Consider the following 26,173-nt stretch of genomic DNA (forward strand, 5'->3'; position numbering starts at 1 on the left):
ATTTAAAAGCAACTTTGTGGATCAAAAATGAAATCAACACTTGTTCTCGATTGGAATGGCACGTTACTCGATGACACGGAACTTATACTGCAGACGATCAATTCAATTATTTTTCGGTTCAACAAGCCGTCTCTCGATCTTGCCATCTTCCAGGAAAAGTGTGAATTCCCATTTTCTGTCCTCTATCGAAATTTGGGGTTGACCGAAAATGAAATTGCCATCGCTCAAAACGATGGCAACGCACTTTTTCACGATTACTATGAATCCCGTGTTGGATCAGTTTTGCCAAGAGATGGAGTGAGTGAGATGCTCAAGTTGGCGAAGAAAAATTCCATGAGGGTAATTGTATTAAGTAATCACATTTGCGGCCCCATTAAGATTGCGTTGCGACGACTGGGCATCCAGAATTACATCACTGACGTCCTGGCCTACGATAATCGTGCTACTCAGTACGAGGACGTGACTAAAGGTGAAAAATTGGCCATCTACATTAAAAAAATGGGTATCGATCCAAGTCTGACATTTATTGTGGGTGATACACCAGAAGAATGCAGCATTTCACGAACTCTGCATCTCAAGAGCGTTGCCATTACCGGCGGCGCGGTTTCCGATGCGCGGCTGCGTGATGCCCAACCGGATTACCTCATTCGCTCCCACTTCGAATTGGAGGGTATTTTCGAAAAAAATGGAATCTTATAAATTCGACGTCTGAAAGGAAAGTGTGATGCATATGAACGAGTCGAGATTAATACGAAGTACCGAACCCAATGTGGATGGTAAAGATATCGCCCTGATCGGAGTCGGTCGGATTGGCACGGGGATCGGGATAAACCTGATACGTCATGGTGCACGACTGCATGTTATGGCAAACAAAAATAGAAATGGTGTGGATTGTTTGCTCAAGTTGGGCGCTAGCGAGTGTATGTCTGTTGCAGAAATGGCGAAGATAGGTATTGTCGTCCTCTCTTTGCCTTCGAGTACTGAGGTCGAGTCGATTTGCCAACCACCCAATGGGCTATTTGCATATTTGTTGTCAGGCAGCGTCATTATTGACTGTTCAACCTCCAAGCCCTCATCAACTCATGCTCTTGCAAAAGATGCGGCACGAAGCGGCATCCATTTCGTTGATTCGCCTGTAACGCGAAGTCCTGAACAGGCCCTTCAAGGAAAACTCAATGCACTTGTCGGCGCAGATCTACATATCTATCCAACAGTATCTGGTGTCGTGGCCTCGTTTTGCGAGGGGATAATTCACGCGGGCGGCGTGGGGGCCGGTCATAAACTCAAGCTCATCTATAATGGGATGACGATGGGCATTGCTGCTGTCGTCGCTGAGACCTGTCAGCTGGCGAAAAAATCAGATATTGATCTGAGACTCCTCCGTGATATTGTTAGTCAGGGGTCAACTAACAGTGGCATTTTTCAGAAGTTTGTGACCTTTCTTCTAAGCGAAGATAGAGACGTCCTTTCGGTTTCAATTACCAATGCTTCCAAGGATATTGGGTACACGTTGGAATTGGCGGAGCAAGAAGAAATTGTGTTGCCAACGCTTAACATGGCATCACAGAAACTTCAAACCGCAGTATCGCTTGGTGACGGTCTTCTAACATTACCTCATATTGCGCGCTCCTGAGATTCTCAGCACTATTTTCTTGCTAGGCAGCGAGGTGACTCGCAGCTAACAGTGCTGCGCAAAGCGTGGGATATTCTCTGGGTCGCTTGCAGTGCCTTGCAGGTCACGATTGAATCGGCCGTGTTCTCTGGCGGAAATCGTGATGAGCTCTGCCATTGCAATCTCGACAGCCGCTGGACACGGAGAAGGATCATTGTCAACGCTCGCGGCTGGCTACGCTATCTTGGCTGTCTTCATCAGCCGGCACAGCAGATCGCGTTCCAGTCGCAACTGGATGAATACTGCAGATGGGCGAGCCACGAGCGCGACCTGAGCGAAGCGACAATTAGGCTTTACTTTCGCCACATCAAGCGGTTTCTACATTAGTACGAGCAGTTTGGGCGGCCGCTCTCTCACGTTCAGGTCAATGACGTCGACGCTTATCTTCGCGTGGCAAGTGCGCAAGGATGTAAGCGTACGGTGCACCTTGTTATTACCCACTTCCTTTTAGTGCAAGTTCGTAGCCAAGTTGGATGTCGGTTAGACGTCGCATCCCGCGCCACATGATAGTATTTCCTGGCGGAGGATCGTTGGCGCGCGCAAGGTAACCGCCGAGCTGTGCGAGCCTCATGACGCTGCGTACAAGTGGTGGTGCCTGTGCGTTGTGATGCGGTTCGCGAACCACGTGTTCAAGCAGTTCGATTTCGGTTTGCGTAAAAGCGAGTTCGGCTGCTGCCTGTGGCGCGGACCGGCCAATCATCGTGAGCCAGAATATACGCCAACTCAGGACGCAGAATACCGCGATCAGGTTCGTGAGTCGGTCCGCTGTACGAAGCCTCGACTCCTCAGCCCTGCAGCCCGATTTCAGAATCTTGTGGAAGGTTTCGATCTTCCAGCGCATGGCGTACCAGTGGAGTTTTTCGATTGCCTCGGCACGTGATCTCACTGGCAGATCGGTGATCAGCTTCCATTCAATGCGGTGGCGCCCAGGCGGTGGGTCACGCTCTTGGGCGTGAAGGACAGTCAGCTGTAACGCAGGGTAGCTGCCTTGTTTGCCAACAGGCGGCAATACCGTCATTCGCTGATAGCGAAGCTCAAGTGTGACGATCATAGGGCGGCTTTTAGCGTCACGAAGCTCAACGCGATGCAGCCCCTTCACCTGGACCTGCTGCATCGCCTTCGCGATCGTGTGCTGCCCGTCTCCTGCGAGCCTGTCGACGCACGTGCGCACGAGGAAATGCGTGCAAAGATCGTAGGCGGTATAGAACAGTGAGCTTCCCTTGGTTTTTCGCCTTCCAGAGGCCCCGGGTTATGCAGCCGTATCCTTTGTCCGCTGAGCCGCAAGCCAGTCTTGCATGAACTGAGTTGGCGACATGAAGCCAAGCGATGAATGACGACGACTGCGGTTATAAAACACTTCAATGTATTCGAACAAGTCCGCCACGGCTTCGCGATGCGTGCGATACCTCGTGCCGTGAACCTGACGCGGTGGACGGGCGCTCGTTACGGCACCACGAGCCGCGCCACAAGCTCTCTGCCGAGGAACGCGCCGAGCTTCTGGCAGTCGCGAACTCGGCCGAATTCGGTCATCTGCCGCCAAGCCAGATCGTGCCGCGACTGGCAGACCAGCAACGCTATATCGCCTCGGAATCGACGTTCTACCGGGTACTGAAGGCCGAGAGGCAACTCGCCCACCGGCGCAGCGAGCGGCCGGCCCACGCTCGCAGCAAACCCCGTTCGGTTTGCGCCGATGCGCCGAACCAGCTGTATTCCTGGGACATCACGTATTTGCCGACGACGATCCGTGGACAGTATTTTTACCTGTACTTGTTTCTGGATGTCTTCAGCCGAAAGATCGTCGGCTGGCAGGTTTATGCCGAGGAAAGCAGCGCGCTGGCCAGCGAAGTTCTCAAGGACCTCTGCGCGCGCGAAGCGATACAGCCCAACCAGGTGATTCTGCATTCGGATAACGGCGGCCCGATGAAAGGTGCGACGATGCTCGCTACCCTCCAGGCGCTGGGTGTCATGCCGTCATTGAGTCGCCCGGGCGTGAGCAACGACAACCCCTATTCTGAGTCGCTGTTCAAGACCTTGAAGTACCGACCTGCTTACCCGCTCAAGGCGTTCGATACCCTGCTCGCCGCGCGCACCTGGGTGGGCGCGCTGGTGCGCTGGTACAACAGCATCGTCACAGCGCGATCCAGTTCGTGACGCCGGCGCAGCGCCATGCCAACCTCGACCAGAACATTCTGGATCGACGAGTGGCGCTCTATGAGACTGCACGGCAACGCAACCCGCTGCGATGGAAAGGCCCCACGCGCAACTGGCAGCGGGTACATGCTGCGCACCTGAACCCAGATCGAAGCGACAACCAGGGCGGCGCCCCAAACCGTCTCCGGGAGAAGAAGGCCGCCTGAAATTTAATCGTTGAGGCGACAACTAGCTTGAAAATTCCGCTTGTAGCGCAGGTACCAGCGAACACACAGAATGATTACATCGCGGTCAAAGTGACGGCCAGCAAACAGTTCGTCCAGGCTCTTCAGCTTGCTCATCATCGGTTCTCAGTTCGTTCAGCCCGACACCTTAACCGATTCGCCCCCGCGCTAATTGCACCAGAGCCATTAAAGGCAACTTCAACATACCCGCTATAAGCATAAGCCGGCAGCTGGAACGGTCCGCAACTCTTGCCATGTTGCCGCGCAGTAATGACATAACCCGTTTCTGCGGGATTGGCAGGTTGGCCAGCCCAAGTGACCTGCACGTTGCCGTTGCCGCCGACCGTTGCGGAGATCAGCGGGGCTTGGGGGCCCCCGGCGGCTGGAGTGGGAACTGGCACCTGCTGCCCAAGGTTCGGACTGGCGTCGCTCACCAAGGTAGGTTGCCAACCGTCGGTGCCAGCCAGATAAATGTCAGGTGCTAGTGCGGCAGCCTCCGCCGAACTCAGCGCGACGTTGCTCTTCGGCGACGTCGTCTCGCGCTGGCCGATATCGAACGGCGCGGCCCCTTGGCCATTCATGTCGGCATACCGCGTATTGTATTCACGATAGGTGGAGGTCGGCAGATTGTTAGTGCCCGGCAGCCCGTTCAGCGGCGGGATGAACTCGATCCAGCCATCGCTGGTAAGCTGCGGTCCCATCGTGGAGTTGAGGAAGTAGACGGTTGAGTGACTTCCCCACGGACGGCCTAGCCAAGCGTTCGACATATATGGGCTCTTCGTGTGATCGAAGCCGAAGCTGCTAGCCTCGCTGGCGCTCTCACGCTTTTGTGCGGTAATCGTCGCTTCACCGATCAGGCCGTCATGAATCTTGGTCTTGAGAGTGCAACCATCAAACACTGCTTTACCATTACCGAAGATATAGTCGACATTTCCCTCGACGTAGCAATTGCTGAAATAAGCTCGCCCCGGCCCATTAACGTACAGCGTATCCTGGCCACCAAGTAATCGTACCGCTCGATAGACATCCCGGTCTCCGTTCGAGCGTAAGGCTACAGCTTGGCCCTTGGCGCCAAAATCGGGAGCTTCGTAATCGGCTGAATTCCGGATGGTGAGATTGCTGAGGTAGACATCGTTGGCGTCCACAGCCACGGTGTAGCTGCCAGCCGTTCCATACGGTTGCCCAGTCCCCGGATCGGTCGCGTTCGCCGAGTGATTGCCGGTGATCAAAACCTGCGATGCGTCAGTGCCGGTGCCGATCAGCTTCACGTTCGGCTTCGTAATGTCCAATGTCTCGGTATAGACGCCAAGTGGGATCCGGATCACGCCGCCGCTTGGCGGAAGCGCGTCAACTGCGGCCTTGATCGTCGAAAAACTACCTCCCCCTCCGTCGTTGGCAGCTAGGGTAACCCCTTTGGGATCGACATTGGTATTTAGCCCAACTGGAGTGATGCTACTGACATCGGCGGGAGGATTGCCTGGACTGCCCTTGCCACAAGGCGTGCGGATTTCTCCGGCGAGGAAAGCGCCGCTGTTGCAGGGAAGCATGTCGACATCGAGAAACAGGCTGCCCTTGAGTGATTTTTGAAAGGCAACTATCTCACGATTGGACAATGGCCCGGAGAACACGACCGCACGTTCAAATCCTGGCAAAGCCTGGACTGGAGTAAGGGTCGGAGAACCTTGACCAGGCACATTCACGGCACCAACCATCAAGGGGCCAACAGAGCCGAACGGAGCTTGATTTGGTCGTGAGGTTGGCCCTCCAGCCTTGTACGCAAAGTGCGGGAAGCCGCTGTCAAGTACCGCCTCATCCCACTGATACGCCGTGAAGGCAAGAGAGTATGTATATGGCGCAAACAGATCGATTTTGACCTTACCGTCCGGCGTAAACGTGTAATAAACCCATTCGGTACCTGAGAAGCTTCCGGTTGGTCCGAGAATGTTCATGTCCCAAGGCTTTTGCCAGTAAGCTGTCTGAGGACGCTTACTTTGCAGCAAGCTTTTACCAAAGGACCACTTCTGCCCTGTAGCACTTGGTTGAGACCCAAGCATGAAGGAGGCATAAGCCGTATTATCCGCCGAACTGAGTAGCGAGACCGATGCGCCCCCGCCCGCTGCGAAGTTATCACGGGTCCGGTGAATAACGAGAATTGTAAAACCCTTCGCTGGATCGAGCCGCGCTATTTCGTTCGTGATAATCGACGTCTGGCTGGGAAGGTTGAAGGAATTGCGATCCGTGTAGAAGTCGTAAACTATCGTTGTTCCGTTAGGAACTTGATAGTCAGTGTCGAAATCTGGCCCATGGTTATGGATAATTAGTTTTGGATAGTCATATTGTATTGGCACTACAACAGGTGTTAGTAACTGTATTTGCTTGGCACCTGCCGATTGCCGGCATTCTGCTTCGTTGGAGCATGTCTGCGCGGATGCTGCGGTTATATATAGCCCAGCAATTGCAGTGCCATGCAGCACAAAGAGTCTAAAAAGCTTTGACATGACGGAGCCACCTTGTAAAAGACAGGAATAATCTATCGCTTTAGTAAGTTGATATTTCGTCGCCTCAATGCCTGCAGCATATCCCCTACTGCATCGACCGAGTCTGTTGTTATCAGGTTGGTAGGATTTATAACTGCCATCTCCGGATCACCTCGATAATCCGGGATGATTGGGGCCGACGCTGTAGACTTCGGGTCCGTGATGTGAGCTACGCAACACATTCCGGCTGCGGTAGCCACTCCTTCTGGAAATAGATTGCTTTCTATATACGTAGCAAATCCCTTTTGCTGATCTGCATAATGGAAGTAATTTTCGAGACCATCACCTCTATAGTATTGATTCATCTCGAACTGTATAGGGAATGGCGCGGTGTTCCACTGACCGTAGTTAACGTCCTGATTGGGATCATAATTTGATATCTTGACGTTGTCGGCGTCAGGATTTTCTACGAGAACCAAGCCGCCGTTCACGTTGGGATTGTATGTAGTTCGACTCAGTACAGACCCGAGATCAACCGCATCTCTCGCGTTGATCTTGATTACAACGGCCTTGCTTAGTGAGGGATTATTTTTGGCAGCTATAAGGTCCAGGAGTTTCTGCATGATTTCCAGGCCGGACCCGCCGGGCGCCGTCTTGATGTCAACAATAACGACATAACCTAGTCCGTCTGAGGTGACGTACTGTTCAAGAAGATCCAAAACCTCTGAGAAGCTCAAGAATTTTCCTTTATTACCATTTGCATCTGAAAACACTTTTCCATGCCGATCCTTCAGATCGACCTGCTTAAGTTGCGAATATGTTAGGCTGCTCACCGCGCCAGATCCTGTCGAAATACGGTCTATATTAAAATCGTGCGCGACAATCACCTGTTTATCGGCGGTAAATCGCGCATCGATCTCAACAGTTTCGTATCCGCGGTTCCAAGCATCTTGTAGGGCGTAAGACGAGTTCTCAGGATATTTTTCCCAATATCCGCGGTGGGCGGACAGCAGGACAAGATCGGAAGAGGTACTCGATGGCTCGAACATCCTTTGAGTAATTTTGTCGACTACGTAGCTGGAGGGTATCACCGGTAAAGGAGTATCCGCTCTGGCAGCTACTGGCGTAAAAGACATAATCATGGATATTGCGAATATCTTTATATTCATGCCGCGTCCTCCATTGCCGCACTGATAACAAAACAAGGAAATTTTCAGTATTTCCTGTTCTCAATATCGCGTTAGAAGTCCGTTAAGAGCTAAATCTCTGCAACTCCGCCCAGTGAACGTGTAGATCTCTGACTTCCGATCGTCAACGACCATCATCGTCGGCACCGACGGCCATCAAGGGCCAGACGGGGATTGCTGTAATTGCGCAAATTCATTGCCGCGCACAAGGGCGAAAAAACTGGATTCTCCATGCGATGCAAAATGAATACCACGGTATCACTAATTGCCAGCCGCACTGATATAAAATGTTTTTCTATGCGATTAAGAATTTCTAATATTGATTCATTTGTAAGTGCGATCTAAGGAAGGTCTGCAAAAGTCCTGACATTGAGGACTGGTTGGCCTATCCTGGAGGATAGGCAAGTCCAAGGAGTTCGTCGATGACACAGCTGGGTCTTGGTCTGGATCTTTCAACGAAACGCACGCGCAAGTGGGAATTTCTCGATGAGATGAGGCGCGTGGTGCCATGGTCGAGGTTGATTGCGTTGATTGAACCGCACTATCCGAAGGGTAAGACTGGAAGGCCGCCGTTTGCGGTTGCGACAATGCTGCAGATCCACTTCATGCAGCAGTGGTTTGGTCTGTCAGACCCGGCGATGGAAGAGGCGCTTTATGACGTGCCGCTGTCTCGTGAGTTTGCGGGGCTGGGCGAAGGTATGACGCGTTTGCCGGACGAGAGCACGATTCTGCGGTTCCGTCACCTTCTCGAAACGCACAGTCTGGCCGCGCAGATGCTCGCAGTGGTTAATGAGATCCTGAGTGAACAAGGCTTGATGTTGAAGGTAGGGTCAGCGGTCGATGCGACCTTGATTAGCGCACCCACTTCGACGAAAAACGACTCTGGCAAACGAGACGCGGAGATGCACCAGACGAAGAAGGGAAATCAATGGTATTTCGGGATGAAGGCGCATGCGACCTGAAAGTCGCTTGAATTTCTGTCTAACTCAACGAGTTGTCCGTTGTGATTAAACCGGTTGTTCCATCAACCGTTCTCTACCCAGACATGCGGAGCCGGTAACAGCTCGGTGTGAAGCTCTGGGAACAATGTAACCGCCGATTGATTTCGGTACGCCGACCCGCGAGGGAAAGCGGAATCTGCCAGCACAGGGGGGGTGAGGGGCTAGGGACGAGCGGCAACGATCAACGTATGTGAACCTCCGTTAAACGTCGTCATCATTGTACAAGCCAAATGTGCTGACAGGCTTGAGCCAAAATGGCACGCGGCGAGGCATGGCCTATGTGAGCTGGGCCATCATGGACAATCTGCCGTCGGCGGATAGGAGGGATCCGCTCCGCTCTGAAATTCATGCGGAAGGAGGGTAAGTGAGCGTGAGCACGTGAATCGATGGGGCAATGGGCAAGCTAAATGATGTTGAAAGGACGAAGTAAAACGGGGGGCGATGAAGCCCCCGTTGTTGTTTCAGAACGGCTCGTCGACGACCTGATGCGGCGGTTGCGTCGGACCGCGGTACCAAGGCTCGCGGTAGCGCCGGATCTGGGTAGCGTAGGCGCGGCTGAACCAGAGATAGAAGTCTTCAATGAAGAACTGCATCATGTAGGCGGCCTCGTCGGAGAGTTCGGGCAACGGCAGGCGTCGGGCCGCATCGGGTTTGTGAGGTGATGTTTTACGGGACATGTCATCGGGCTCCATTAGGTTGACGTGCGGGCGTTCGGCGCGAGGATGGTGTTGACGGGGCAAAGACCTCGAAGTACAGCTTCTCGTCGAGTTCGGTCAATTCCCGCTGCGCGGCGGTGGCGAGCAGATCGTTGGCAAGCGTGGTGAGCACGCGGTAGTTGCCCAGCGCGTGTTCGCACAGCGTGTGGCGCAGCGGCGGCGTCATCAGCTGCGGGGCGCCGGCGCTCGCGAGCAGATGATCGAGGCAGGCCAGCAGGTCATCCACCGTGGCCTTCTCGGTCGCCAGGCGAGATCGGATGCGGCTGCCCAGCGGCAGCAGTTCGTCGCGCCGCAGCTTGTCGGTCAAGCGCGTATCGCCGGCGAGCACCACGCACAGCAGCGGCTGCGAATCGAAGCGGGCGCTGGCCATGAGCCGCAGTTCGTTGAGTACGCCGGCGCTCATCTCCTGGGCCTCGTCAATCAACAGGATCGGACGTCGGCGCGTGCTCTGCAGATGTGATAGCCACCGCTCGCGCAGCGACCGGAAGCCGCCCCAGCGGTTGTGTGCCTTGAGCTCCAGATTGAAGATGTCGCCCATCTCGCGATAGAAGTCGGCGAGACTGCTTTGCGGGTGATTGATCGAGACGACCATCAGATCGGTGAGCCGCTCGAGCTTCTCGGCCAGCACGCGCATGACGACGCTCTTGCCGGTGCCGGGCTCGCCGTGGATCATCGCGAAGCCGCCTTCGCGCACGAGCGCGTTCTCGATGCGCCAGCAGAAGTTCTCGACGCGGGGCGGCACGTACAGCGCTTCGAGCGGCAGCTCCGGCGAGAACGGGTTCCACTTCAGGCCGTAGAGGGCTTGCAGGCGTTGGCTCATGCGCCCTCCTGCCAGTCAGCGGGAATCCAGGCCGGCGGCAGCCCGGTTGCCGCATGTTCGGCCAGCATCTGGCGCAGCAGCGGTGCGATGCCGGGCGCAGTGGCCGGTGGCGGCTCGACAATGACGGCATCAATGCGACGGCGCTGGCCGTCGGCATTGGCGGCCTTGTCCAGTGGTCGCAGCGGGCACAGCACGGCGTCGCTGTCGGCGTCGATGAGATCGACGCGACTCAGGTCCCAGCGTGCGTAGCGCAGGCGTACGCGCTGCAGGTGCCGGTAAGCTGAGGGGATCTCGAAGCGCGTGCCGGCCAGGCTCACGGTGCCGTCCGAACGCCGCTGGGTTCGTGTCACGTCAATGCGAAACGCGGCCCGTAGTGCATCGCTGGAGGGACACTCGCGCCGCACGTCGGGACCGGCCAGGTAGCGCTTGAGCGGCGTGCCGCCGATCTCGGAATGATGCGCGTGATGGTACTCGCGCTCGATCCAGGCGTGGGTGGCCTGGTTGAGCAGTTCGAGCGTGAGATTGGGCTCGCCTTCGAGCATGGCCATCACGCGCCCCTCGATACGCGCCCAGAACGTCTCCTGCTTCGCGTTCTGATACGGAGAATATGGCAGCGTTGTCTGGTGCAGCACGCCGAGCGCGAGCAGCCCGGCAGTCGTCTCCTCGGCGAGCATTGCCGCACCGTTGTCGGTCATCAGCGCGCGCGGCAGCCCACGGCGCTGGAACGCCTGGGCGAGTCCGTGGATCAGGCTGCGCGCAGTCTCATCGAGAAACCATTGCGCGTGACAGACGACGCGCGAGCGGTCATCGATCACGCACAGCAGCATCGGCGTGATCCACTGGCCGTCATGGGTGAACAGCTTGCGCGAGCCGTGATGGAAGTCGAGATGCCAGAGCGCGTTGACTTGCTCGACCTCGAAGCTGCGGACCTCGAGCTTCTCGAGGCGATCGCGCGCGAGCATCGCGCCGGCGCTCGTGTGCCGGGGCTGGCGTTCCCGGAACAGGCCCTGCGCACGCATGTAACGGCGCACGGTCGTGTACGACGGCAGGTTCGCCGCACCGAGCGTGACCTTGAGGTTATCGAAGTGCAGCTGGCAGGTCCAGCCGGGATGCTCGCGGTACTGCGTGCGGATCGCCTGTACCGTCTGAGGCGACAGGTTTGCGCCGGCGCCACTGGGGCGCTTGCGGTTGCGCAGTCTCGCCACCGGATCGTGTGGCGCCTTGCGGGCCTGATAGAACCATCGTTCGATGGTCGAGCGGCCGAACTGGATATCATCACCAGTGACGGGATGACGCCAGCGTCTGGCGGCCAGTGCGGTGATGAGTTCGCGCAGTTGCCCCGACTCGGGCGGTGCTGCAAGCAAGGGGCCGACGATCGCGAAGCGCAGGCGCGCCCAACGATCCCGCACGGGTAGATCGTGAAGTTCAGTCATGCGTTCTCCAAAGATGCGGCGCACCGCGCCGCGATTCAGGGGAGAGGCGAGACTACAAGCGCTGTTCGGAGGGGGCGAGCGAGAAGTTCTGCGGGCGGCTACCGTCCCTCATGCACGGTGCTCATGGCGCTGCCGCTGGTGAGCGGCGAGAGCCAGCGCAGCAGGCACAGCAGCGGCTCAGGCTGTAACGCCGCAGCGAAGCGCTCGAGCAGGCTCGCCGGCGCCTGCACGGTCTCGACGGGCGGCACGAACGCCGCCCGCCCAAGCGTCCAGAACGGCGTGCTGACGAAGTCGGTCTGCCACCAGTGCCACAAGTGCCGCCATTGCGCGATCGTTGCGCGCGGCACGCCCAGCTCGCCGAGCTGATGCATCGCGGCAGCCGTGCCGGCACTGGCGCGCGTGGCACTGACGACGACCATGATTGCAGCAACGTAGACGCGACGGCCGAGAAAGCGCACGGAGAACGGCGTGGTGCGACGGCGGCACTCGGCGCAGCAGAAGCTGTAGCGGAAATCGCCGCACTCGGCGCGGGCTTGCCGGGTAAGGCCGCGTGGTTTGCGGCGATAGCGGGCGCTGTGCAGAACGCCTCTGCAGCGGCGGCAGTGCTGCGAGCGGGTTTGCTCGGCGAAGTCTTGATCGATCCGCAGCAGCAGGCGGTAGAAGTCAGGATTACGGGCACTCGTGTGGCACACTGCAAAGGTCTCGGGTCTTGGAAAACGCGAGACTCTCCCTTGGGCGTCGTTTGTGCAAGATGCCTGAGGGAGATCCCCTCAGCTACATCACGCAAGTCGCTCAAAACGCCCCGAATCCCCATCGACTTGCGTGCTCATGCCCAGGGTAAGCCCGTAGCGCTGCCGGAAACGGCAGGCGAACCGCGAGGAACGCTGTTAGCGCTGCGGGTAGAGGATTGCGGAAAAAGCAAACGCCTGGCTGTAACGGCCGGGATACGGGCTGAAACATCGCCCGACGCGAAAGCGGGCTGACTTCCGCGTGGTCGTAAGCATTCGATCATGGCCGTCGTGAAAGCATGACGAGAGCTGGGCAGCATAGAGTCCACCAAATATTTGGAGGACTCTATTGTGGACAGGTCGGACGAAGTGGTAACTGCGGCGCCCAAGCGCCCGAATTTTACGCCGGAGTTCCGGCGCTCGATTGTCGAAATGACGCTCAAGCCTGGAGCATGCGTGGAGCAGATTGCACGCGAGCAAGGCCTGAACGACAACATGGTGTTTAAGTGGCGGCGGCGGTATCTCGAAGCGCAGGCTAAGGCTGCAGTGTCAGTGGCCGTACACACGGGTGACGTGCCGGGCGCTGACAATGCTGTGATGCTGCCGGTGAATATTATCGATGCGGCTGCGAGGGCAGCAACTGAGCGACAACCGGTCGGCACGGTCGCAAGTTGCGAAGTGGAGATCGAAGTCGGCAAGCGGCGTGTTCGAATCTGTGGACTGTCGATGGATCTGGCCGAGCGGTTTCTTCGGGATTGCCTGAAATGATCGGATTGCCAGGGCAATACGAAGATCTGGATTGCTGCGGGCGCAACTGATATGCGTTGCGGTTTCAATTCCCTGGCGGTGAAAGTGCAGACGGTGCTCGACCGTGACCCATACTCGGGTCATGTCTTTGTTTTTAGAGGGCGCCGCGGCGATCTTCTGAAGGCGATTTACTGGTGTGATGGTGGCCTATGTCTGTTCGCGAAGCGTCTGGAAAAAGGACGTTTCGCGTGGCCACGTGCCGATGGCGGCGTCGTTGCGTTGACGACCGCGCAGCTATCCCTCCTGCTGGAAGGCTTCGACTGGCGGCAGCCAGTCGAAGCGGTGCGCCCGCGCAGCGCGTTGTAAACGTTCATTACGTGGTGGGCTCTACAAGGCTGCGCCGTGTAGACTGGCTGAATGTCTGCTCTGGCCGCCGATCTTCCCGATGACGTTGACGCGCTCAAGGCGATGGTTGCCAATCTGCGCGAGCAGCTCTCATCGCGCGCCATCGAAATCGAGCACCTGAAGCTGACCATCGCGAAGCTGCGCCGCATGCAGTTCGGCCGCAAGTCGGAGAAGCTCGATCGCCAGATCGAGCAGCTTGAACTGCAGCTCGAAGACCTGCAGGCCGACGAGGGGGCAGCCGCCGCAGCGGCGCCGAAGAAAACACGAGCACACCGCGAAGCTCCCGTTCGCGAACCGCTGCCCGCCCACCTCGAACGCGACGAGCGTGTTCATCTGCCGGCTGCAGAAAACTGCCCCGAATGTGGCGGCACACTCAAGCTGCTGGGCGAGGACGTCGCCGAGCAACTCGAATACGTGCGTGCGCACTTCCGTGTCATCCGCCACCGCCGTCCGAAGCTCGCGTGTGCGTGCTGCGACTGCATCGTGCAGGCGGCCGCTCCCAGCCGTCCCATCGAGCGTGGCATGCCGGGCCCGGGACTGCTCGCCCACGTCGTCGCATCGAAGTTCATGTACCACGTTCCGTTTTACCGGCAGTCGGTCATGTACGCGCACGACGGCGTCCAGATCGAGCCCGGCATGATGGGGCACTGGCTGGGCAGCCTGACGTGGCTGCTCAAACCGCTGGTCGACGCGGTGCGCCGCTACGTGTTGGGCGGTGTCAAGGTGCACGCGGACGACACACCGCTGCCGGTGCTGGCACCGGGTAACGGTCGCACCAAAACCGGTTACCTCTGGGTCTACGTGCGCGACGATCGCAACAGCGCTTCGATAGAGACGCCGGCTGTCTGGTTTGCGTTCTCCCCCGACCGGTCGGGCCAACATCCGCAGCAGCATCTCGCGAAGTTCGAGGGACTGCTTTAGGCCGACGGGTTCTCTGGCTTCCAAGAACTGTATCGTCACGGCCGGATTCAGGAGATTGCCTGCATGGCGCACGCGAGGCGGAAAATCCATGACCTGCACGCAGTACGACCCACTACGCTGACAGAGGAAGCCCTGCGCCGCATCGGTGCGCTCTATGCCATCGAGGAACAGATCCGCGGCAAGCCACCGGATGAACGTCGCGGTGTGCGCCAGGCGCAGGCGTTGCCGTTGCTCGATGACCTCAAACGCTGGTTCGAGGCGACGCTCGTCACGCTCTCGGCGAAATCTGACACGACGAAAGCGATCCAGTACGCGCTGAACCGCTGGCCGGCGCTCGTGCGCTACTGCGACGACGGTCGTGCGGAAATCGATAACCTCCTTGCCGAGCGGGCATTAAGAGGGGTCGCTCTTGGTCGCCGTAACTTCATGTTCGCCGGCTCCGACAGCGGAGGCGAGCGGGCGGCAGCGATGTACTCCCTCATTGGGACCGCACGTCTGAACGGTCTGGACCCCGAAGCGTATCTCGCCTACGTGCTCGAGCACATTGCCGAGCATCCGGCCAACCGCATCGACGAGCTGCTGCCCTGGAACGTCGCACCGCACCTGCCTGCGGCCGCGAGGGCCAGGCCCATTCGATAGCCGCTCCCTCCGCGCCCGTCAACTCCCGGAACTACGGCCTCATTCGAACGCTTCCGCGTGGTCATTCATGGCGAGAGAACTTGATTAATCGTTATACGAGGGAAGGCAGATGACGGTAACTGGTGGCACTGCGCAAGCAGGGGCAATCGGAGCTGGTGCACCCTCGCGTCCCACAGAGATGTGGCTTCAGGCTGATTGGCCTCGCATCACGGATGAGGTGAAGCGACTTCAGGTGCGTATCGCCAAGGCAACCAAGGAAGGCAGATGGGGCAAGGTCAAAGCCCTGCAGCGTCTGCTGACCCGCTCGCACAGCGGCAAGATGCTAGCCGTGAAACGAGTGACTGAGAATCGCGGCAAGAGAGCGCCGGGTATAGATGGCAAGCTCTGGTCGACCCCGGCGGCCAGATGGAAAGGGATGGAAGCAATGCAACACCACGGTTATCGTGCGTTGCCGCTTCGTCGCGTCTACATCCCCAAGAGCAATGGCAAGAAGCGTCCCCTCGGAATTCCCCGCATGCTGTGCAGAGCAATGCAGGCACTATGGAAGCTCGCGTTGGAGCCCATGGCGGAGACCCTGGCGGATCCGAACTCGTACGGGTTTCGGCCCGGACGTTCGACTACCGATGCTATCGAATGCTGCTTTACCACTCTGGCCAAGCGCAAGTCGCCGGAGTGGATTCTGGAGGGAGACATACGTGGCTGTTTCGATAATTTTAGTCACGACTGGATTCTTCAACACATTCCGATGGATAAGGTGGTCCTGCAACAATGGCTTAAGGCTGGATTTATCGATGGAGGAACCCTGTTCGCGACTGAGGCGGGAACTCCGCAGGGAGGTCTCATCTCGCCCGTCATCGCGAATATGACGCTGGACGGACCGGAAGCGGCAGTAGATGCAAGCGTGGGACCGACGGAACGCGCGCGCCGAAAGTTCAAGATCAACGTTAACCGGTATGCGGACGACTTCGTTGTGACTGGAGTGTCGAAAGACGTTCTGGAGCAGAACGTACTCCCTGCGGTTAAGCAATTCTTGGTCGTTCGGGGTCTGGAACTCTCAGAAGAGAAAACCAGAGTCACCCATATTGCCGATGGGTTCGATTTCCTTGGGCAGAATGTCCGCAAGTACGCGGGTAAGCTACTCATCAAACCGGCCAACAAAAGTGTGAAGGGACTTCTGGAGAAGGTGAGGGAAATCGTGAGGCAGCACGGGAGCGCCACACAGAGGAATCTGATCGTACAGCTCAACCCGGTGATTCGGGGTTGGGCCATGTATCACCGTCATGTGGTCTCAAAAGCTCATTTTACGTCGATAGATGCTCACATCTGGCGCCTCTTGTGGAAATGGGCGATGCGTCGGGACCCCACGAAAGGCGCGGGCTGGGTGAAACACAAATACTTCCACGTAGAGGGGAACCGTACCTGGGCGTTTACTGCCCGGTCCGAAGCCCACGGGGTGTAACCCGGCTGCTCCGGGCTGCGGCGGTTCCGATTGTTCGTCAGGTGAAGGTACGTGGCCAGGCCAATCCGTGTGACCCTGCGTGGTCGTCCTACTTTGCCCGTCGTCGAGCCGCGACTGACGATTGATTGCCCGGTACCAACGCTGGTGCTGGTGAATGGCTTGAGCCGGATGCGGGGTGACTCGCACGTCCGGTTCGTGGGGGGGGGGCGTGCTGGCAACAGCACGCGCTTACCCGACATCGGCGTGGACGCAGAGTCGGGTCTGGTTCACACCGTCATTGGTACGGCGGCCAACGTCCACGACATCAATGCGGCCGAAGCGCTGTTGCACGGCCAGGAAAAGGATGTGTACGCTGACGCCGGATATCAGGGTATTGAGAAGTGCTGTCAGGCGAACCCGGTACGCTGGCATGTCGCGATGCGACCAGGCAAGCGTCGACAACTGGACCTGAACAATCGTCTGGACGCGATATACAACCAGATTGAGCGCCTGAAGGCTGGCGTGCGCGCCAAGGTTGAACATCCGTTCCGCGTGCTCAACCAGCAGTTTGGCTATACGAAGACGCAGTACCGAGGATTGGTGAAGAACACCGCGCAGATCACGACACTGTTTGCGCTGGGCAACCTTTGGATGTCGCGCAGGCGCTTTGAACAAGGCGTGAAACGCTCGGGGGCAGGCCGTGAGTATCGGAAAACGAAGGTCATCATGCTTCAAAAGCCAGACGACCAACCTGTCAGCAGACGCTTACGGCTGATACGCCCAACGTGGAAGAAGATCAGTGCTCTGAAAGCGTGTTGTGCAGACCTTCCCTAAGCGTGAAATATGAGTCCTCTCCTGGAGTCCAAAATCGTACGAGGAAGTCTCGTAAAGCTTGAATACCTGATAAACGTTTGATTCGATGAGATTTTTCCGAGTGCCGCTCGGTGCGCAGCCGCGCATGGTGGGCCAGGCAGTGCATCCACGGCACATCAAAGTTCGAGTGCTGGAAACGTCCTCGTATCCTTTCTCTTTCGCACGCTCAGGCACTGCCAACGATCGACAACCGGTTCCGGTTGCGTGGACAGAAAGCCCTTGACGTCGCCGCGCGCGAGTGCCTCGAACGTATGGTCCGGCGTGTTCAGCATCGTCCACTTTCCCCCTCGCTCTTCGAGCGCGTCTGACACGGGAACATCAACGCCATGCAGCGTCCGGTATTGGCGCGGGTCGATGGTCGTCTTGCCCGGGCGCCCGGTGGTCAAGAACGACGCGTAATCCGTTGCAGAACTAACCGTGACAGAAAACCGTAACCGGTATCCAGCAGATGGGGATAGCCACGGGCCGATTTCCTTCACAGGCCTGCCGGTACTTTTCCCGACCTAGACGCTTGCACCACTCGGTTCCGTACACGAGACTTTACTGTGCATGGCAGGCCGCTCTGGACCGGAAGGATAAATGCACCATTTGCCGTCTCGGTGACGAAAAAAGAACATCGCCTTCGATCCGCTCCCATTGTCTGCGACGACGCAAACGTAACGTCCCGCCCCGGATCGCCCGTAATGACTGACCCGGAATCCTCTCTCCGGGTCGGGCGCCAACCAGTCCTGGACCATACTTCTCAACGACAACATTCCCACTATCGCCATAAACTTGTCCACCTTTGCGAAGATTCCGGAGCGTGGGGTTTTGTGTTTTAGGTGACGGCGATTTCGGTTGGTCGTAGGGCGAAGCGGTCCAGGCAGGCTTGCAGGTGTGCGACGAGCCGTTGCAAAGTCGCGCGAGGGCGTGAGAGGCCGCGTAAAAAGCGCAGACGCGCCACCAGCAGCGCGATCTTCTTGATGTTCTGTGCCGCCGCAGCCAGCAGGCACTGCTCGGCGTCGGGCATAAGGGCCCTTGCCCAACTCGATCAGCCTTCGCGCGTCCACACGCTCCTTGGCGCGCTCCCGGCCATGGCGCACCACCACCTTCACCGCATTGACGCTGTTCGTGCATTGCGGGCGCACCGCGCAACGTCGGCAGAGCTGGGGATCGGATTTGTATTCGCGGTAGCCGACCCGATTGGTCGTGCTGGCGTTCCGGCCGCGCCAGATAGGGTTAGCTGTCATGCACCGAGGCCGGCGTCACGTGCGTGTCGGTGATGATCGCATGCTTGGCGTCCACTGTGCGGTGGTCCAGATCGAAGAAGCTGCTGGCTTATCGTCGCGCACCATGTAGCCGCTTTTCGGATCGGCGCGACTGACCTTGATGTCTTTCCTCGGCGGCGCTTGATCGTCGTCATCGTCGCGCTTCATGGCTTCTTGCCGTGCGCGGCCCGATCCGTGTCGATCGCCGCCTCCAATTCGGCCAGATAGGCCGCGGGCGTTTGCGCCACTTCCACCACGTCAAACTTGTTCGTGTTGGCGTTGGCCTTCAAATGCGTGTTGTCGCTGCAAAGCACGCGGCCATCGACCATGCCACGTCCCATCGCCTGATGCACGATCTCGTCGAAGATCCGCCTGATTCACAGTTGTGTCGGTGAAGCGCCGCCGCTTCTGCGAAAACGTCGAGGCGTCCGGCACCTTGTCGGTCTGGCGAAAGCCTGCAAACCAGCGGTACGCGACATTGACCTGCACCTAGTACATCAATTGCCGCTCGCTTCGCACCCCGAACAGGTAGCCGATGAACAGCAGCTTGAGCAGCACCACCGGATCGAGCGCTGGACGGCTGTGTCGGCGCAGTACAAGTGCGCAACCTTCTCGCGGATGAATTCGAAGTCCACCGCCGCCTCGATCTTGCGCAGCAGGTGGTCCTTGGGCACGAGCATCTCGAGCGTCACCATCTCGAGTTCTTGTTGGAAGGGCGTCGGTTTCTTCAGCATGACCCCATTAAACGACAAACCCCTGGTCGTAGGCTAATGGTTTGTCAGCAGTCTGGAGCACCCGCGTAGCGGGTGCTTTTTTCGCGCCCCATTTAGCTAAGCGCACTGGTATCACGCGGAGTTACTTTGTTTCTTTTCTTAAGCCGTAGACGGAAATTAATCAATCACCGGCGCAAGGCATCGGCAAAAGGCCGCGGTACGAATAGAGCAACAACGGAACGCCCGTCCCGCCGCCGGTCGGCCGTAGACTAGCGCTGACGGCTTTGGGGGGCGGGCACATCGGCGTCTGCTGGGACATTCCGACGTCGGACCGTCTTCACAAGCGGACGCATTTCTCGCTTTTAATCACCTCATCTCTTCGCGAGTGATTCCTCCGCCGCCTAGCAGTGATCATGCAAGCAGATTACCCAGTGCCTCGTAAAATCCGCGCGGCACATCATTTCTGTCTTTCAAGGCCAGTTGCGCTTCGGTTCGCAAGGTGGCGTCCGTCAGCCTTGCGTGCTTATGGAGAACGCCTTGCTCGTCCAGCCCTGCAAGCGAAAGATCGAACCCATCGTGCTCGTCCACGCGAATATCTAAGTGCCCCCTCTCGAGTGCGTATAAAGATCGCCCGCTCGTTCGAATTGTGATAATGAAACAGGTCTCTATACCGTAACAGTTCTGGCTTCGGGTCGATAGAACTCCAAATGGGGCCAGGCGGAACATTGGATATTAAAAGGCTGAACACCGCCGGATAGCTAAATGCAATATCTGCAGAACCAAAAAGCTCGATATTGCAGAATTTCTGCACCGCGTCCGGCGCCGAAACCAGCGTGAGAACTGCCGAATCTTGAACGAGTTCTCGGAGTTCGACTGGATTCTCAGCTCCGCGATGCTTAGCGTCCCCACGCGAACAAGGGAAGCGTCGCATCACGATAGACGAGGCTGGTCTTGACGTCTTCGTCACTTTCGCCGACGGTCGAGCAGCAAATCGCAGGCGCCCAGGACCACCTGCGGACGAGCGAACGCAACCTTCCTTATGCGCCGAGAAGGCAGCGTTCGATGCCGTTGCTTGGCATGTCCTTGTCATCGTGCGTCGCTTCCACCCCGCCCAAGAGGAATAGCCGTATCGGTCAGATTTCGGCTACCCATGCTGAGTGGCCGGGATAAGCGAAAACCCGCCACATCTCCGCCTAAACTGCTGAGTTTAATACGAAAATCATGAGAATCTAGCCGATCTGCTGGCTGGCTACGGCAACAAAATTCAAACCAGTTTTCGCTAAACTCTTAGCAGAGCTATCCCGCAAATCAGCAGAACTACAACTGCATTGCAACACCTTACGAGGCCATGGCCGGATCGGTAATGCTATCTGCACCGGTTTCGACGTGACCAGCAACCTTGCACATGAAATTGCTGTTTTCCTTAAGGGTGATGCTAAAGTTGTACCAACTCATGCTCGCGGTGAGATCGATCGGCAGTTCAACGGTTTGACCCGCCGGAACCCTGGTCGTCTGCGGCGCCATCTTGTAAGCGTTGTCGCTGACCGTGGCATTCACATCGCCCGAACCAACGTTAATCAGCGAGAGGCGGATCGCGCCATCGCTACCGTAGCACGTTTCAACTTGCAGGGCGGCGCTGGTGCTCGGAGTATCAACATACTCGCGAACGAAGCCGTTGGGACCGGTGACGCGCAGATCGTATGCACCGCTGGTTAATGTCCAGAAATCATCCAGGGTCTTGCCGTCTTCAACCGTGTAGTACTTTGGTGCATTCGACAGGTTCAGACGGTCAACAACGCGGTAGCACACTCCGACACCACCCGTGTTACCGAAGTGCACTGCAGGGCCGCCACCGGTGACCGCGCACTTCGCGAACAGCTCATACGGAATTGCACGTGCCGGACGAGTGCCGGACTCAACCACCGGCTTGCCGGCCGGCGTTGCCGGTGGCGTCGGAACAGGTTTGTTGATGTTTGCTGCCGTCACAGCAGCAAAATCCACGGCGTTAGTAGGCAGCGGCACTGACATACTGATAGTCGGAACCGAAGTCGGGAAAACATCGTTAGGCGTCTTGAAGTTAAATGCCGAAGTCAAGTCACCGCAAACTGCGCGACGCCACGGCGTGATGTTGCCGCAGTGCACGCCAAATCGCTGTTCAATGAAGCGGATCAGCGAAGTATGGTCGAACATCTGCGAGCAAACATAACCTCCGCGACTCCACGGCGAAACGACAAACGTCGGCACACGATTGCCCAGACCAAAGGGGTTGCCGTCGCCAGGGTTGATCTCGTCGCTCGTTTCCACGGTGCTCAAACCGTTGGCCGACGTAGCCGCAGGGCGCGGTGGAGCCACGTGGTCGAAGAAGCCGTCGTTCTCGTCATAGGTTACGATGAAGGCGGTCTTGCTCCAAACATCCGGATTCGACGTCAGTGCATCCAGAATACGTGCGATCCACTCGACGCCGTATGCTGGCGGCCACAGTGGGTGCTCACAGAAAATTCGCGGAGCGAACAGCCACGAAACCTGCGGCAGCGTATTGGCCAGCACGTCTTGCTTGAATTGCGCCAGCGTTCGCGGGTTGACGCCACGGTCGTACAGCGGATTGCCCGGCAGAGCATTGACGAAATTCTGGAAGGCGAGAAGCACGTTCATACCGCCATCGCTGTTGTCGTTGCTCGTCTTGTCGGTGCCTTGACGGTACGCGCCCCAACTGATGCCTGCATTTTGCAGCGATTCAGCGTAGGTCACCCAGCCCGGACCGTACATATTGCCCTGACCATTGGTGAACTGGGTAATGTTGTTGTTATCGATAATCGGCCCAAAGCCGCCGAGACCATGCGGATCGTTACTGCCGGTCAGCATGTACAGACGGTTCGGGCAGGTCGGGCCGGGCATCGATGCGTGGTACGCGTCGCACACAGTAAATGCATCAGCCAAGGCGTAGTGAAACGGAATGTCCTGGCGGTTGATGTAACCCATCGTTGCCCCGCCTTTCGCCGGGACCCAATTATTCATGCGGCCGCCATTGTTGGCAGCTTGACTATCCGGCCACGAGTGCGGCAGACCCTTCCAGATCGGGAAGTTAGTGTTGTTGGTATCAATGTGGAACGGCGTAACGATCCCACCATTGCCGTCCGGCTGAGACCAGATATCCGAGGTTACCGACGGGTCGTTGAAACCACGAACGCCGGACAGCGAGCCCAGGTAGTGGTCGAACGAACGGTTCTCGAGCATCAGAATAACGATGTGCTCAACGTCATTGATCGTGCCGGTACCGTTGTTTGCCGGAGTAGCCAGTGCGCGTTGGATAGCCCCAGGGAAAATAGTCGACGCGACTGTCGTACCCGCTGCGGCTGCCGCAAGACGCATGAACTGGCGGCGACTAATTTGCATGTGTTCCATTAGTTCGAACACCTGTAGGTTTGCGCGCGGGGCGTGCTGGTAGCTTGGGCGCCGCTGTCTGGGCCTTTCCCCGAGCATGCCGCGAAAGATAAGGCGATAAGGATGGCTGCCGCCATCTTTATCATCAAAGATTTTCCAGTCATTATTTCCCTACGAGGTTGGTTGGTTGGTTGGTTGGTTGGTTGGTTGGTTGGTTGGTTGGTTGGTTGGTTGGTTGGTTGGTTGGTTGGTTGGTTGGTTGGTTGGTTGGTTGGTTGGTTGGTTAAAGTAAATTATCGATCGCGTTCGACGGTAGCGGAATCATCCGCAGCACGCCGCTGACTGACCACGCTTCAGCCTGTGCGATGCTGTAGTACGCACCGTTGGCGATCACACAGTCCACATTCACACCGACCGCCAGTATGCTTTCAGACCGGCCTCATCGGACACGGTGTCTTCCGTGAACACGATCGAGTGGACGTTCATCTCCGGATCGACAGATGGACCTTGCGCCACGGCATCCGACTGGCATCGCGTCCGTATTTCTGACGGTACCATTCGCTGGTCCGGCCAAAGTTGACAAACTTCCATCTTTCTTGTCGTCATGACTTTTTAGCAGTCCATAATGGCATCTGCATGGCAAATTGTGCGGAAAGCGTCCGACAGCTCCAATCTGATGCGGAACGGCGAGCTCGCGGCAGCCAGCAGGCGGCGGCCGATGTCGCACCCACGTGCCTCGCTCGAGTTCAGAACGGCCCGATCCGTTGTAAGGAGGAAGCCTGGCCTGCTGCGTCGATGTCTGCACGACGCTCGCATCCACTACCCCCTACCGCACCACGGTATTGCGCGAGCGCGGACATCTGGTTGTCAAGCGAGTGGCTGATGGGCGTCAAGCCGATAATCGAGAGTAGCGACGCGTCCACTATGTTCGCGTCGACTGATTCTATGAAGAGACGTGTGCACCGATGAGCAGCGTGACGGGGCGGCTGATAGGGTCAACGGAAAGCGTCACTACCACTAAGAGGTGTTAACAGAATGACTTTTGCAGGTGTCGCCAGCATATGATGCAGCAGGCGATTCTGAGGAAAGCCTCGTGGATGAAAGCGAGCTGTTCGAAGCGGATGCGCAGTCGGCGGAAGTTGTGAAGCCACGAGATGGTCCGCTCCACAACCCAGCGTGTTTTGCCCACTACCATGAGGCTGACCACGCCGAGCGATTTCGGTTGCAATGCCGACGGCATGCAGTGGACGTCGATACTTGTCGTGGTCGTAGCCCCTGTCGCCCTGAACGACCCGAGGCTTCGACAGCGGTCTGCCACGCTTGCCGCCGATTGGCGGGATTGCCTCGACCAGCGCTTGAAGTTGAGTGACGTCGTTACGGTTGGCGCCGGTCAGAATCACCGCGAGCGGGATGCCCTGCGCCTCGGTGATGAGATGGTGCTTTGAACTAGGTCGCGCGCGGTCTGTGGGATTCGGTCCTGTTTTTGACCTGAGCCCACAGCGCGGATTGAAGAGGAGTCGACGATGACGCGAGACCAGTCGATTTGGTCAGCTGCGCGCAATCGTGCAAGCAGCACCTCGTGCAACTGCTCCCAGACGCCAGCCGCTTGCCAGTCACGGAGGCGACGCCAGCAACTCATGCCGCTTCCGCAACCCATTTCGCGAGGTAGCAGGTCCCAACGCAGCCCTGTCTGTAAGACGAAGAGAATGCCGGTGAGCACTGCACGATTGTCGAGCGGCTTGCGCCCCGGATAACGGGTTCGCCGTGGTTTGGGAGGGGGCAGCAGCGGTTCGATGAGTGCCCACAGTTCGTCGTCGAGTATTGGCTTGGCCATGTCCTTTTCGTCGTCGAAACAATGAAAAGGTTAACAGCATTCATCGAGGGGTAACAGCCCCTTCGTTCATTTTGTTAAGGGTTCTAAGTCGCAACGGCCCGTCAACTGGCGCCCTCGCCCCTTGGTGCCGACTGGACCAGGCTCCGCCGCGCCGCCGCCATGACCAGTGCGCTGATCGTCGCGAGCGGCTCGGGCTCCTGCTCCCAGTGATGCCAGTACAGATCGATCAGCAGATCGTGCCCTGACGCGAGCGTAAACAGTCTGCCGCAGCCGATCAACGGCTCCGCCTGCATGGCGGGGACCAGCCCGTAGCCGAGATCGTCCAGGATCGCATTGAGCAACGCCACAGGCGAAGGAAAATAGTGTCGCGGGTACCGGCCGACCGTCACGCCGAAATGTTCGCGCGCGAATCCCGGTGTGGCGACACACAGGTAGCGCATCTGACCGATCGACTCGGCCACGAAACGATCGACAACCGGTTCCGGTTGCGTGCACAGAAACCCCTTGACGTCGCCGCGCGCCAGCGCCTCGAGCGTGTGGTCCTGATCGTCCACGACAATCTCGAGCGCCACATGATGTTGCGCCAGCTCGCGCGTCACCGGCTCGAACCAGGTGGCAAGGGAATCGGCATTGACGGCAAGCGCAAGCGCTGTTGTCGTCGCTCTCCCCGGCATGACACGCCGGAGCAGGTCATCCTCCTGAAGCCGGACCGTCATGAAATGACGAAAGACCTCTTCTCCCGCTTTCGTCGGCAGCACGACTGGTTCGCGCAACAGGAGCATCGCCCCGATCGACTGTTCGAGCCGCTTGACCCGCCGTGTCGCTGCTGCGGAGGAGATGTTCAGCGCAACCGCCGCCTGCGCGAAGCTGCGATGTTCGACCACCGCAGCAAACGTCTCCAGTTCCAGCATGTTCAACAGAGCATTCACTTTCACTCTCACCCCCGGTACACGGTCGGCGCAATAATCCGCTGTAAGACTGACCACAAGGAAACACGATACTCGGCCATCCCATCGACGCCGAAAGCCGCACGGCGAATTCCGTTGCTCCGCCCTGCCGCTACTTTCCCAGCCTAAACTCCTGCATCACTAGCCTCCGCATACGAGACTTCACCACGCATGGCCGGTCTCTCCGGATCGGGTGGAAAAATGCACCATCTTCCGTCCCGGTGGCGAAAAAAGAACATCGCCTTCGAGCCGCTGCCGTTGTCTGCGACGACACAAACATAACGTCCCGTGCCGTACCGTCCGTAGTGGCTGATTCGAAATCCTCTCTTCGGGTCGGGTGCCAACCAGTCCTGGACCATACGTCTCAACGACACTCCCGAAATCGGCATAAGGCTCCTCCATCATTTCGACGGTGACGGTACTGGGCTCCTGAAGATCGAAAGACGTTACCGGCTCGCAGCGACTCAAGATCGATAGCGCTATCAAGACCGTTTTCTGGGCGTGCGGACTGATACCGCAGCTGTCAGTAACGGCAGTGAAGTTGCCATTCGCAATCGGACACGCTCCACGCCATATGCTGGTTACCGACTTGCCAATTGAACGCCACGTGTCCTGATCT

18 protein-coding genes and 9 pseudogenes are annotated in these 26,173 nt (G+C 57.8%); 11 read left to right on the forward strand and 16 right to left on the reverse strand.

The genetic code is table 11. From position 1 onward, the window contains the following. Nucleotides 1-27 precede the first annotated feature (27 nt). Genes AB4Y35_RS39210 through AB4Y35_RS39220 form a run of 3 tightly spaced genes read left to right on the forward strand, consistent with a single transcriptional unit; the run spans nt 28 to nt 1,999 of the window. Nucleotides 28-699: an HAD family hydrolase gene (locus AB4Y35_RS39210; RefSeq protein WP_368692099.1), complete on the forward strand. Its 672-nt coding sequence runs from the start codon at nt 28-30 to the stop codon at nt 697-699. A 25-nt stretch (nt 700-724) separates the two neighbouring features. Continuing rightward, entirely contained in the window at nt 725-1,633 is a 909-nt protein-coding gene (locus tag AB4Y35_RS39215) for an NAD(P)-dependent oxidoreductase (protein WP_368692098.1), read from the forward strand. Nucleotides 1,634-1,684: 51 nt separating this feature from the next. Then, the gene (locus AB4Y35_RS39220; RefSeq protein WP_368692097.1) at nt 1,685-1,999 is read left to right on the forward strand and encodes a hypothetical protein; all 315 of its coding nucleotides are present in this window, start codon (nt 1,685-1,687) and stop codon (nt 1,997-1,999) included. A gap of 106 nt (nt 2,000-2,105) precedes the next feature. Here AB4Y35_RS39220 and AB4Y35_RS39225 read toward each other — a convergent pair whose 3' ends face one another. Together AB4Y35_RS39225 and AB4Y35_RS39230 are read right to left on the reverse strand one after the other, a co-directional pair. Next, nucleotides 2,106-2,882 carry an IS4 family transposase gene (locus tag AB4Y35_RS39225; protein ID WP_368692135.1) on the reverse strand — a complete coding sequence of 259 codons (777 nt, stop codon included), beginning with the start codon at nt 2,880-2,882 and terminating at the stop codon, nt 2,106-2,108. A 39-nt stretch (nt 2,883-2,921) separates the two neighbouring features. Next, nucleotides 2,922-3,095 (reverse strand): annotated as a pseudogene (locus tag AB4Y35_RS39230) (IS3 family transposase); the annotation flags it as partial. 35 nt (nt 3,096-3,130) lie between these two features. Here AB4Y35_RS39230 and AB4Y35_RS39235 point away from each other — a divergent pair. After that, nucleotides 3,131-4,029, forward strand: a pseudogene (locus tag AB4Y35_RS39235) (IS3 family transposase); the annotation flags it as partial. A 134-nt stretch (nt 4,030-4,163) separates the two neighbouring features. Here AB4Y35_RS39235 and AB4Y35_RS39240 read toward each other — a convergent pair. Then, on the reverse strand, nt 4,164-6,545 hold the full coding sequence (locus tag AB4Y35_RS39240) for a pectinesterase family protein (RefSeq protein WP_368692096.1): 2,382 nt from the start codon (nt 6,543-6,545) through the stop codon (nt 4,164-4,166). 32 nt (nt 6,546-6,577) lie between these two features. After that, nucleotides 6,578-7,693: a glycerophosphodiester phosphodiesterase family protein gene (locus AB4Y35_RS39245; protein WP_368692095.1), complete on the reverse strand. Its 1,116-nt coding sequence runs from the start codon at nt 7,691-7,693 to the stop codon at nt 6,578-6,580. A 440-nt stretch (nt 7,694-8,133) separates the two neighbouring features. Here AB4Y35_RS39245 and AB4Y35_RS39250 point away from each other — a divergent pair. Beyond that, a pseudogene (locus tag AB4Y35_RS39250) lies at nt 8,134-8,664 on the forward strand (IS5 family transposase); the annotation flags it as partial. Between the two features lie 509 nt (nt 8,665-9,173). Here AB4Y35_RS39250 and AB4Y35_RS39255 read toward each other — a convergent pair. The 4 genes from AB4Y35_RS39255 to AB4Y35_RS39270 all read right to left on the reverse strand — a co-directional run bounded on the left by AB4Y35_RS39255 (nt 9,174) and on the right by AB4Y35_RS39270 (nt 12,373). Continuing rightward, a complete protein-coding gene (locus tag AB4Y35_RS39255; protein WP_028231560.1) occupies nt 9,174-9,389 on the reverse strand; it encodes a hypothetical protein in 216 nt (71 codons plus the stop codon). A gap of 1 nt (nt 9,390) precedes the next feature. Next, nucleotides 9,391-10,248, reverse strand: coding sequence for an ExeA family protein (locus AB4Y35_RS39260; RefSeq protein WP_368692094.1), 858 nt, complete (start codon nt 10,246-10,248; stop codon nt 9,391-9,393). Continuing rightward, nucleotides 10,245-11,681 (reverse strand): DDE-type integrase/transposase/recombinase, encoded by a 1,437-nt coding sequence (locus AB4Y35_RS39265; protein ID WP_368692093.1) that lies wholly within the window; start codon nt 11,679-11,681, stop codon nt 10,245-10,247. The genes AB4Y35_RS39260 and AB4Y35_RS39265 overlap by 4 nt, the downstream gene beginning before the upstream one ends. A 98-nt stretch (nt 11,682-11,779) precedes the next feature. After that, the gene (locus AB4Y35_RS39270; protein ID WP_368692092.1) at nt 11,780-12,373 is read right to left on the reverse strand and encodes a hypothetical protein; all 594 of its coding nucleotides are present in this window, start codon (nt 12,371-12,373) and stop codon (nt 11,780-11,782) included. A gap of 387 nt (nt 12,374-12,760) precedes the next feature. On the opposite strand from AB4Y35_RS39270, the gene AB4Y35_RS39275 reads away from it, so the two are divergent. The 5 genes and pseudogenes from AB4Y35_RS39275 to AB4Y35_RS39295 all read left to right on the forward strand — a co-directional run. Beyond that, nucleotides 12,761-13,177 (forward strand): transposase, encoded by a 417-nt coding sequence (locus tag AB4Y35_RS39275; protein WP_368692091.1) that lies wholly within the window; start codon nt 12,761-12,763, stop codon nt 13,175-13,177. Nucleotides 13,178-13,207: 30 nt separating this feature from the next. Continuing rightward, a complete protein-coding gene (gene tnpB, locus AB4Y35_RS39280) occupies nt 13,208-13,522 on the forward strand; it encodes an IS66 family insertion sequence element accessory protein TnpB (RefSeq protein WP_368708582.1) in 315 nt (104 codons plus the stop codon). Between the two features lie 51 nt (nt 13,523-13,573). Next, a pseudogene (locus tag AB4Y35_RS39285) lies at nt 13,574-15,121 on the forward strand (IS66 family transposase). 109 nt (nt 15,122-15,230) lie between these two features. Beyond that, a complete protein-coding gene (gene ltrA / locus AB4Y35_RS39290; RefSeq protein WP_368692090.1) occupies nt 15,231-16,580 on the forward strand; it encodes a group II intron reverse transcriptase/maturase in 1,350 nt (449 codons plus the stop codon). Between the two features lie 237 nt (nt 16,581-16,817). Continuing rightward, nucleotides 16,818-17,225 (forward strand): annotated as a pseudogene (locus AB4Y35_RS39295) (transposase); the annotation flags it as partial. Between the two features lie 323 nt (nt 17,226-17,548). Here AB4Y35_RS39295 and AB4Y35_RS39300 read toward each other — a convergent pair. The 8 genes and pseudogenes from AB4Y35_RS39300 to AB4Y35_RS39335 form a co-directional block, all read right to left on the reverse strand. Beyond that, a complete protein-coding gene (locus AB4Y35_RS39300) occupies nt 17,549-17,911 on the reverse strand; it encodes a hypothetical protein (RefSeq protein WP_368708581.1) in 363 nt (120 codons plus the stop codon). 338 nt (nt 17,912-18,249) lie between these two features. Continuing rightward, nucleotides 18,250-19,413: pseudogene (locus AB4Y35_RS39305) on the reverse strand (transposase). A gap of 390 nt (nt 19,414-19,803) precedes the next feature. Further along, entirely contained in the window at nt 19,804-19,980 is a 177-nt protein-coding gene (locus AB4Y35_RS39310; protein ID WP_342933371.1) for a hypothetical protein, read from the reverse strand. A gap of 750 nt (nt 19,981-20,730) precedes the next feature. Next, entirely contained in the window at nt 20,731-22,794 is a 2,064-nt protein-coding gene (locus AB4Y35_RS39315; RefSeq protein ID WP_368692088.1) for a phosphocholine-specific phospholipase C, read from the reverse strand. After that, nucleotides 22,794-23,003: pseudogene (locus AB4Y35_RS39320) on the reverse strand (PT domain-containing protein); the annotation flags it as partial. The pseudogene AB4Y35_RS39320 and the gene AB4Y35_RS39315, both read right to left, overlap by 1 nt. Further along, nucleotides 22,945-23,070 (reverse strand): PT domain-containing protein, encoded by a 126-nt coding sequence (locus AB4Y35_RS39325; protein ID WP_368708583.1) that lies wholly within the window; start codon nt 23,068-23,070, stop codon nt 22,945-22,947. The gene AB4Y35_RS39325 and the pseudogene AB4Y35_RS39320, both read right to left, overlap by 59 nt. A gap of 730 nt (nt 23,071-23,800) precedes the next feature. Further along, nucleotides 23,801-24,607, reverse strand: a pseudogene (locus tag AB4Y35_RS39330) (IS5 family transposase). Nucleotides 24,608-24,708: 101 nt separating this feature from the next. Then, entirely contained in the window at nt 24,709-25,518 is an 810-nt protein-coding gene (locus tag AB4Y35_RS39335) for a LysR family transcriptional regulator (protein ID WP_368692133.1), read from the reverse strand. Nucleotides 25,519-26,044: 526 nt separating this feature from the next. Between AB4Y35_RS39335 and AB4Y35_RS39340 the strand changes: the two are divergent. Next, nucleotides 26,045-26,170: pseudogene (locus tag AB4Y35_RS39340) on the forward strand (DUF1445 domain-containing protein); the annotation flags it as partial. Nucleotides 26,171-26,173 lie beyond the last annotated feature (3 nt).

Origin of the sequence: Paraburkholderia sp. EG286A (assembly GCF_040965375.1) — a bacterium.
Taxonomy (GTDB): domain Bacteria; phylum Pseudomonadota; class Gammaproteobacteria; order Burkholderiales; family Burkholderiaceae; genus Paraburkholderia.

What these genes read in the sequence shown, in the direction of transcription:
- AB4Y35_RS39215 (WP_368692098.1), top strand. Translation starts at nt 725, where the DNA reads ATGCATATGAACGAGTCGAGATTAATACGAAGTACCGAACCCAATGTG.
- AB4Y35_RS39260 (WP_368692094.1), bottom strand. Translation starts at nt 10,248, where the DNA reads ATGAGCCAACGCCTGCAAGCCCTCTACGGCCTGAAGTGGAACCCGTTC.
- AB4Y35_RS39245 (WP_368692095.1), bottom strand. Translation starts at nt 7,693, where the DNA reads ATGAATATAAAGATATTCGCAATATCCATGATTATGTCTTTTACGCCA.
- AB4Y35_RS39255 (WP_028231560.1), bottom strand. Translation starts at nt 9,389, where the DNA reads ATGTCCCGTAAAACATCACCTCACAAACCCGATGCGGCCCGACGCCTG.
- AB4Y35_RS39240 (WP_368692096.1), bottom strand. Translation starts at nt 6,545, where the DNA reads ATGTCAAAGCTTTTTAGACTCTTTGTGCTGCATGGCACTGCAATTGCT.
- AB4Y35_RS39335 (WP_368692133.1), bottom strand. Translation starts at nt 25,518, where the DNA reads ATGCTGGAACTGGAGACGTTTGCTGCGGTGGTCGAACATCGCAGCTTC.
- ltrA (WP_368692090.1), top strand. Translation starts at nt 15,231, where the DNA reads ATGACGGTAACTGGTGGCACTGCGCAAGCAGGGGCAATCGGAGCTGGT.
- AB4Y35_RS39315 (WP_368692088.1), bottom strand. Translation starts at nt 22,794, where the DNA reads ATGGAACACATGCAAATTAGTCGCCGCCAGTTCATGCGTCTTGCGGCA.
- AB4Y35_RS39210 (WP_368692099.1), top strand. Translation starts at nt 28, where the DNA reads ATGAAATCAACACTTGTTCTCGATTGGAATGGCACGTTACTCGATGAC.
- AB4Y35_RS39265 (WP_368692093.1), bottom strand. Translation starts at nt 11,681, where the DNA reads ATGACTGAACTTCACGATCTACCCGTGCGGGATCGTTGGGCGCGCCTG.